Raw genomic sequence first — 7,402 nt, 5'->3', positions numbered from 1 at the left:
ACCCAGCCCGCCCGGCGGGCGAATGGGTGGGGATTCGCTCATGAGGACGGCTGAGCAGGCCGCTCGGCGAGCGCGGAAGCTCGGCATGTCATCCGGGCCCACTTCACGCGACGACAACCCGTGTGCCATTGAAATTCGCGACGATTTCCAATTGGCCCCCGAGGGCTGCGATGTAGGCGGCGATCGTCCCGACTTCCGCGGCGGTCGTCCTCCCCCGTTCGATCGCGGACACCCGCTCCTGCCGCACATGCATACGGGCGGCGACCTCGCTCTGCGTAAGGCCGAGCTGCCTTCGCATCTCGGCCAGCCGATGCGCACGGGCCTCGGCCACCATGCGCTGAGCGCCACTGTGGATCGCCTTGAGGTCCTCCGCGTCGAAGATCTCGCGTTTGACGTCGTCCCAGGCGTGAAACTCTGTCATTCCTCTCCCTCCTCCTGCCACCGCGCCAGATGCTCCAGCCACTCGGCATAGCGGGCCTCCGCTACTGGAACGGCCCACTGGTACCACCGGGCAGGAACGCCCCGCCAGACACTCAAACGGGTGACGCCTTGCAGGCGGCCCCGGAAACAGCGGAGCCCGGGCGCTGCTCGGGCGTCCGGGCTCCGTGGTCAGGGGGGTCGGCGTGTCAGCGCGTCACCCCGTTCCGGGTTCTACTCGGTGCTGTCGACCTTGACGTGGGACCGTTCGGCCGACGCCGGAGTCGAGGGTTCGACCTGCTCCGGGACCTTGGCCGTGCCGCGTCCGGCAAGGCCCTGGAGGAGCTGGGCGAGGTCGACGCCGGTGGTGGAGCTGAGGAGTTCCATGCCCTGGGCCACGTTGTTGGCGACTGTGCGCGGGAGTTGGCCCGCGCCGTCGGTGGAGATGACGGTCAGCTTGTCCACGGCCGCCAGCGGCTCGGCCGCCTTGCCGACGACCTGCGGGAGCACCTCGACCAGCATCTGGAGCACCGCCGCGTCGCCGTACCGCTCGAAGGCGTCGGCCTTCTTGTGCATCGCGTCGGCCTCCGCCGCGCCCTTGGCGGCGATCGCGGCCGCTTCGGACTCACCCTCGATACGGACGGCCTCGGCGAGCGCCGCACGGTGGGCCTTCTCGCCCTCGCCGGTGAGCCGTGCCCGCTCGGCGGCCGCTTCGGCCTCCTTGACCAGGGCTATGCGGTGGGCCTCCGCCTCCTGCTCGGCCCGGTAACGGGCGGCGTCGGCGGGCTTGCGGACCTGGGTGTCCAGTTCGCGATCGGTCAGCGCGGCCTGCCGGGCGGCGACCTTCTCCTGCTCCTGCAGGACCTCCTGCTGCCGGGCGGCCTCGGCGAGCGGGCCGGCGGCGTTGGCGCGGGCGGCGGCCTCGTCCGTCTCGGCCTTGATCTCGGCCTGCTTCAGGGCGTAGGTGCGCTGGGCGATCGCGATCTCTTCCTCCGCCTTGAGGCGGGCCTGCTCGGAAGCGCGTCGGGCGACGGCCTCGGCGATGTCCGCCTCCTGCTTGGCGCGGGCCGCCTCGGGCCGGCCGAGGTCCTCCAGGTAGGAGCCCTCGGTGGTGATGTCCTGGATCTGGAAGGCGTCCAGCACCAGCCCCTGCCCGGACAGGCTGGCCTCGGCCTCCTCCGCGACCTGTCCGGCGAAGGCGGCCCGGTCCCGGATGATGTCCTCGACGGACATCCGCCCGACGATGGAGCGCAGCGCGCCGGACAGCACCTCCTGGGTGAACCCGACGATGCCGTTCTGCTGCTGGAGGAAGCGCTGGGCCGCGGCGCGGATCGAGTCCTCGGTGCCGCCGACCTTGACGATGGCGACGCCCTCCAGGTTGGCCTTCACCCCGCGCAGCGTGACCGCGCCCCGGACGGCCACCGGAATGTGCCGGCTGGACAGGTCGAGGGTGAACTTCTGCTGGACGAAGGGCACGACGAAGACACCGCCGCCGACCACGACCTTCTGGCCGCTGTTGTCGGTGAAGACCCGGCCGGTCTCGGGGTCGGTGGACTTCTTGCCGCGCCGTCCGGTGACGATGAACGCCTCGCTGGGACCCGCGACCTTGTAGCGGGTGACGACCACGAGGGCCAGCAGGACCAGGAGTACGACGACTCCGACCACGGCGATCAGTACAGGACTCATATGCGTGAAATCCCCTCAGCCCTCCCCGGGGGACGGCGAATCGGAACGGATCAGGAACGGATCAGGAACGGATCAGAACGGGTGCGGAAGGAAGATGAGGCAGCGGGCGTGTGGGCGTCGTGGTGTGGCGCGGCGCTCCGGCCGGTCAGTGCTCGACCGGCCGGACCGCGACCGAGGTCGCGGACAGCGCCGATTCCACCCAGACCTCGGCACCCCGCGCCACGGGCACCGGACACTTCGCGGCCAGTTTCAGCGGCTGCCCGGCGAGGTACACCAGCACCTCGCCGTACCCCTCGGCCGGAATGGCGGTCACCACGGACCCGGAGCTGCCGACGAGATCGCCGCCCCGTGGAGCGGCATCGCCCTGATCCCGCATCAGGGCGCGACTGAATTTCCACGTCAGCCAGCCCGCGGCGACGCCCGCCACCACGCCGATCGCCGTTGCCCCCGTGACCCCCATACCCGTGGTGCCGAGTGCGATCGCCCCGCCGAAGCCGAGCATGGACACGAATCCAGCGATGACCGGCAGCGACAGCAGCCCGTCGAACAGCCCGTCCAGCACCCCGCCGAACAGGCCTTCCAGGATCCCGTCGAAGATCAGTGAGAGCACCAGCAGGACCAGTCCGGCGATCCCGAGACCCACAAACCAGTTCATTCGGGCCCCGCTTTCACTCGACGACCCCCCGTGCGTGCATATTGCCACGCGAACGGGTGACAATACATTGCCTGTTGCCAGCAATCTTTACACGCTCTTGATGCCGCCTTGATACCGCCTTCGCCCGGACGACGACGTTCCGCCGCGGCTCGGACACGGTACGCGGACCCGGTGCTCGGACATGGTGCGCGGGCGCGGGAAGCTCGACGGCGGTACGGGCCGTCGCCCTGAGGGCCGGCCCGTGCTCTGCCGGAAACCACGCTGCCCCCGGGACGGGGGCAGCGCGCACCACGGGCGGCGCCTCCGTTGCCGGGGGCTGGAAGCGGCGGCGGACGAGCGGCCGGTCGGCGCCGCTCCTACGGCGGTGCCGCTCCTACGGCGCCCTGCGCGCCGAGTGCCTGTCGGCCGCGTTGCCCCGGGGCAGCGCGACTTCTCCGGCGCGCACGCCTACCGGTGGTCGGAGGTTACGGCGTAGGCCGGGAGCAGGGGGCGGGGACGTATCTCGGTCGGATCAGCGGGGCCTCAGGCAGCGGCCGGCGTCTGGTGGCCACTGCGGCCGTAGGCATTCCACAGCTGGACGAGTAGACGGATGACGAGTGCCTCGATCACAGCGGCTGCCGCTTTGGTGAGGAGCGAGGTCAGCAGGTACGGCATGGGACGCCACCTTTCCTGTGCATGCTTGACGTACTTCCCCCTTTGTCCACTGTCGTGGCTTCACGCGGACGGAGTACAGGTGACCACCGGCTGAACTTTCGGTGTCATGCAGGATCGGGTGCGGGCACCGGAAGGCGAGTCATCCGGCCGTCACGGAGAAAAGCGCGGCACGCGTCGGCCCGTACTGGCTTGTACGGGCCGACGCGTGCCGCGCTGCGTTCTTGTCCTTCTCCTTGTCCTTCTCCCAGCCTCCCGGCGGGGCGGTCGCGCTCAGCGCGCTTCCGCGGCCACCGGCTTGGGGATGAGGAACGACGTCACGATGGCGGCGGCCATGATGACGGCGCCGGTGATCATGGCGGTGGTGTAGCCGCCGGTCGACGTCGGGTCCGCGGGCTCCACCGCGGTCTTGACCGCGTACAGCGCCGCGAAGCTCAGGCCGGCGCCGAGGTTGAACGCGCCCGCGTTCAGGCCGGGCAGGAAGCCGGGGTTCTCGCGCGGGGACAGCACGATGCCGAGCCCGTTGAGCACGATGTTGCCGATGCCCGCGTAGGCGATGCCCACCAGGATGGACGCCGCCAGCAGCAGGGCGCGCGAGTGGCTGCCGAGGGTGAGGATCAGCAGGACGACGGTCCCCACGGCCCCGACGAGGCCGACCCGCAGGACCCGGCCGTACCCGAAGGTGGCGGCGAGCCGGCCCGCGAGCGGGCCCATGGCCAGTCCGGCCAGGGCGTACGGCGTGAGGGTCCACCACGCGGACTGCTGGGCGGACAGGCCCAGTCCGGCCTGGGCGTCCTCGGCGAACGCCGGGATCAGCCCGTTCATGATGGCGAACACGCCCGTCATGGTGAGCACCGTGGTCAGCAGGAGCGCCCAGGTCGAGCGCTGCCGCAGGTGGTGCGTGGCGACCAGCGGGTGCCCGCTGCGGCCCTCGGTGCGCCAGAACAGGGCGAAGGCGGCGGCGGAGACCACGACGAGGAGGGCGATGAGCGGCCAGTTGGCCGCGGCGAGCTTTCCGGCCTCGTTCAGCGCGGTGAGCAGTGAGCCGACCGAGACGACGAGGAGGACGACGCCGGGCCAGTCCATGCGGGCGGCGACGGGCGCCTTGGACTCGGAGGTCATCAGGGCGACCATCACCGTGGCGACGGCCGCGACGATGGCCATTGCCCAGAAGACCGACTGGAAGCCGTGCTGGTCGGCGAGGTAGCCGCCCGCGAGGGCATCGACGCCAGCGACTCCGCCGTTGAAGGCGGTGATCACGCCGAGCAGGGTGCCGTAGAGCTTGGGCTCGGTCACCTCCTGGCGCAGCATGATCAGGCACAGCGGGACGACCGGGCCGCTCACGCCCTGGAGGACGCGGCCGGTGAACAGGACCGGCACGTTGTGCGCGAACGCGGCGACGACGCAGCCGACGGCCATCAGGGCCAGCATTCCGGTGAGGACCTTGCGGCGGCCGATGACGTCGCCCAGCCGGGGCAGGAAGAGCGAGAACAGGGCCGCCGAGGTGAAGAACGCGGTCTGGGTGAGCCCGATCTCGGCGGAGGTGGCGCCCAGGGCGCCCTCCATGCTCTTCAGCGCCGGGCTGAGCATGCTGGCGTTGAGCTGGAAGGCCACGCAGGCGGCGAGCAGTGCGGTCAGCAGTACGCCGACCCGGACCGGGCGGCCCGGCGTCGCGCCGGGCGGGCTGCCGGTCGTGGAAAGGCTGGTAGTGGTCACGCTTCGACGTCGCCAATCCGCTCGAGCGCGTCCACGACGAGGTTCCAGAACCGCTCGTGGTCGAGCTTGACGGCGACCTGGGTGTGGCAGTCGTCCGGGGCGGGGGCCCGGAAGTCCGCCACGGTCATACCGAGGGTGAGGGTGCCGGTGAGCTCGATGTCCACGGGGGCCTTGCGCACCGTCATGACGTCCGGGTCGATGACGTACGCGACCGCGCACGGGTCGTGCACGGGCGGGAACTCGAAGCCCTGCGCCTGCTCGTACATCTCGCCGAAGAACTCCAGCAGCTCCAGGACGAACTTGGCGGGCCTGGTGCCGACCGCGGCGATCTTGTCGACGACGGCGGGCGTCGCGAGCGCCTGGTGGGTGAGGTCGAGGCCGACCATGGTGACCGGCCAGCTCTCGTTGAAGACGATGTGGGCGGCCTCGGGGTCGATCTTGATGTTGAACTCGGCGACCGCGCTCCAGTTGCCCTCGTGGTAGCCGCCGCCCATCAGGACGACCTCGCGGACGCGGGAGGCGATCCGCGGTTCCTTGCGGACGGCCATGGCGATGTTGGTCAGACCGGCGGTCGGCACGATCGTGATCTCGCCCGGTTCGTGCGACATCACCGTGTCGATGATCAGGTCGACCGCGTGCCGGCGGTCCAGTTCCAGGGTCGGCTCGGGCAGCACGGGTCCGTCGAGCCCCGACTCGCCGTGGATGTCCGGCGCGATCTCGATGGGGCGCACCAGCGGCCGGGGGCAGCCCGCGGCGAAGGGCACTCCGGTGATCCCGGCGATGCGGGCCACGGACAGGGCGTTGCGGGTCACCTTCTCCAGGGTCTGGTTTCCGACCACGGTGGTGACGGCGACCAGATCGATGTCGGGGTTGCCGTGAGCCAGGAGCATGGCGATGGCGTCGTCATGCCCGGGGTCGCAGTCGAGGATGATCTTTCTGGCCAACGGAGAGCCCCTTTGCTCGCTGAACTGTGGTGAAACCGATCTCCGGAGGCGCCACGGGCGGTCACGGCCGGAGGGACGCCAGGTGGGCCCGGCGCCTGGGGAAACGTTTGGGCAAACGTTCTCCGGAACGTTCACCCATTCCCCGCTCAGTTGTCAATGGCCCCTACACTTTTGTTCTCCATCACACAGATCAGGAGACGAGGAGCCGGGTGATAACGTTCTCCGACACCGGTACGGGAGGCGTGTTTCCACCGGGAAGTCGACCGACAGAAGGGGGCGGACCACCGTGAGCGAGGTGACCTTGCGGGACGTGGCCCGCGCATCGGGCTGCTCCGTCGCCACGGTGTCCCGGGTGCTGTCCGGCACCCGCCCGGTGGGCGCCGAGACGGCGCGCCGCGTGAGGGCCGCGGCCGAAAGCCTCGGCTACCGCCCCAACCAGGTCGCCCGCGCCCTGCGCAGCCGCTCCACCGGCACCATCGGCCTGGTGCTGCCGCAGATCACGAACCCCTTCTTCCCCTCCCTCGTACGAGAGGTCGAACACGCCCTGCACGCCGGGGGCCGCGGCCTGCTGCTCGCCGACTGCGACGACGACCCGGCGACCGAGGCGGACCGGATCACCGCCCTGCTGGAACGGCAGGTGGACGCGCTGCTGGTCATCCCCGTCGACGAGACGCACAGCCGCGACACCGTCGCGCTCGCGGCGTCCCGGGTGCCGCTGGTGCTGCTGGACCGCGCCTGCGGTCCCGGGGTCGCCGACTCGGTGGCCGTCGACAACGCCGCCGGCATGGCCCTCGTCCTGGACCACCTGGCCCGTACCGGACGCCGCCGTTTCTGCTTCCTGGGTGCCGCCGGAACCGCCTCGACGGCCGTCGAGCGGCGCACGGCCTATGAGGCGGGGGTCACCGCCCTGGACCCGTCCGCTCCCGACCGCACCGAGCTCGGCGACTTCTCCGTGGAGTGGGGACGCGCCGCGGCGGAGCGGATCTGGCCCGCCCGCCCGGACGCCGTCGTCTGCGCCAACGACCTCATCGCGGTCGGTGCGGTGCAACGCCTGCGGCAGCTCGGCGCGGACGTGCCCGGCGAGGTCGCCGTCACCGGGTTCGACGACATCCCCATGGCGAGCCTGTCCGAACCGACCCTGACCACGGTCCGCCAGCCCGCCGCCGACATGGCGGCCGAGGCGCTCCGGCTCCTCGACCAGCGGCTCGCCGGCAGGGCCGCGGAGGCACACCGGTCCGTCCGCCTCTCGCCCGAACTCGTCGTACGCGCCTCCAGCACTCCCCTTGCCGTCGGCACTCCCCGCGGCGCGGGGGGTGCCGGCGGTGTGGGGAGT

The 7,402-nt window shown here is 71.1% G+C and carries 7 protein-coding genes; 1 reads left to right on the top strand and 6 read right to left on the bottom strand.

Features of this window, described 5'->3' with window-relative positions:
• Positions 1-103: 103 nt before the first annotated feature.
• From C1I97_RS26825 to uriH, 6 genes are all read right to left on the bottom strand, one after another.
• Positions 104-421 (bottom strand): helix-turn-helix domain-containing protein, encoded by a 318-nt coding sequence (locus C1I97_RS26825; RefSeq protein ID WP_111005730.1) that lies wholly within the window; start codon positions 419-421, stop codon positions 104-106.
• 230 nt (positions 422-651) lie between these two features.
• Positions 652-2,103: a flotillin family protein gene (locus C1I97_RS26820; protein WP_111005729.1), complete on the bottom strand. Its 1,452-nt coding sequence runs from the start codon at positions 2,101-2,103 to the stop codon at positions 652-654.
• Between the two features lie 145 nt (positions 2,104-2,248).
• Positions 2,249-2,758: a hypothetical protein gene (locus C1I97_RS26815; RefSeq protein WP_073945966.1), complete on the bottom strand. Its 510-nt coding sequence runs from the start codon at positions 2,756-2,758 to the stop codon at positions 2,249-2,251.
• A 522-nt stretch (positions 2,759-3,280) separates the two neighbouring features.
• On the bottom strand, positions 3,281-3,412 hold the full coding sequence (locus C1I97_RS41795) for a hypothetical protein (protein ID WP_258382751.1): 132 nt from the start codon (positions 3,410-3,412) through the stop codon (positions 3,281-3,283).
• A gap of 270 nt (positions 3,413-3,682) precedes the next feature.
• Entirely contained in the window at positions 3,683-5,125 is a 1,443-nt protein-coding gene (gene uriT / locus C1I97_RS26810; protein WP_111005728.1) for a uridine transporter UriT, read from the bottom strand.
• Positions 5,122-6,069 (bottom strand): uridine-preferring nucleoside hydrolase UriH, encoded by a 948-nt coding sequence (uriH, locus tag C1I97_RS26805; protein ID WP_111005727.1) that lies wholly within the window; start codon positions 6,067-6,069, stop codon positions 5,122-5,124. Before uriH ends, uriT begins: the two co-directional genes overlap by 4 nt.
• A gap of 286 nt (positions 6,070-6,355) precedes the next feature.
• Between uriH and C1I97_RS26800 the strand changes: the two genes are divergently transcribed.
• A partial coding sequence (locus C1I97_RS26800; RefSeq protein WP_111005726.1) for a LacI family DNA-binding transcriptional regulator occupies positions 6,356-7,402 on the top strand: 1,047 nt, incomplete at its 3' end.

Origin of the sequence: Streptomyces sp. NTH33, from assembly GCF_003236365.1 — a bacterium.
GTDB lineage: Bacteria > Actinomycetota > Actinomycetes > Streptomycetales > Streptomycetaceae > Streptomyces.
This window is presented reverse-complemented; position numbering and strand designations above follow the sequence as displayed.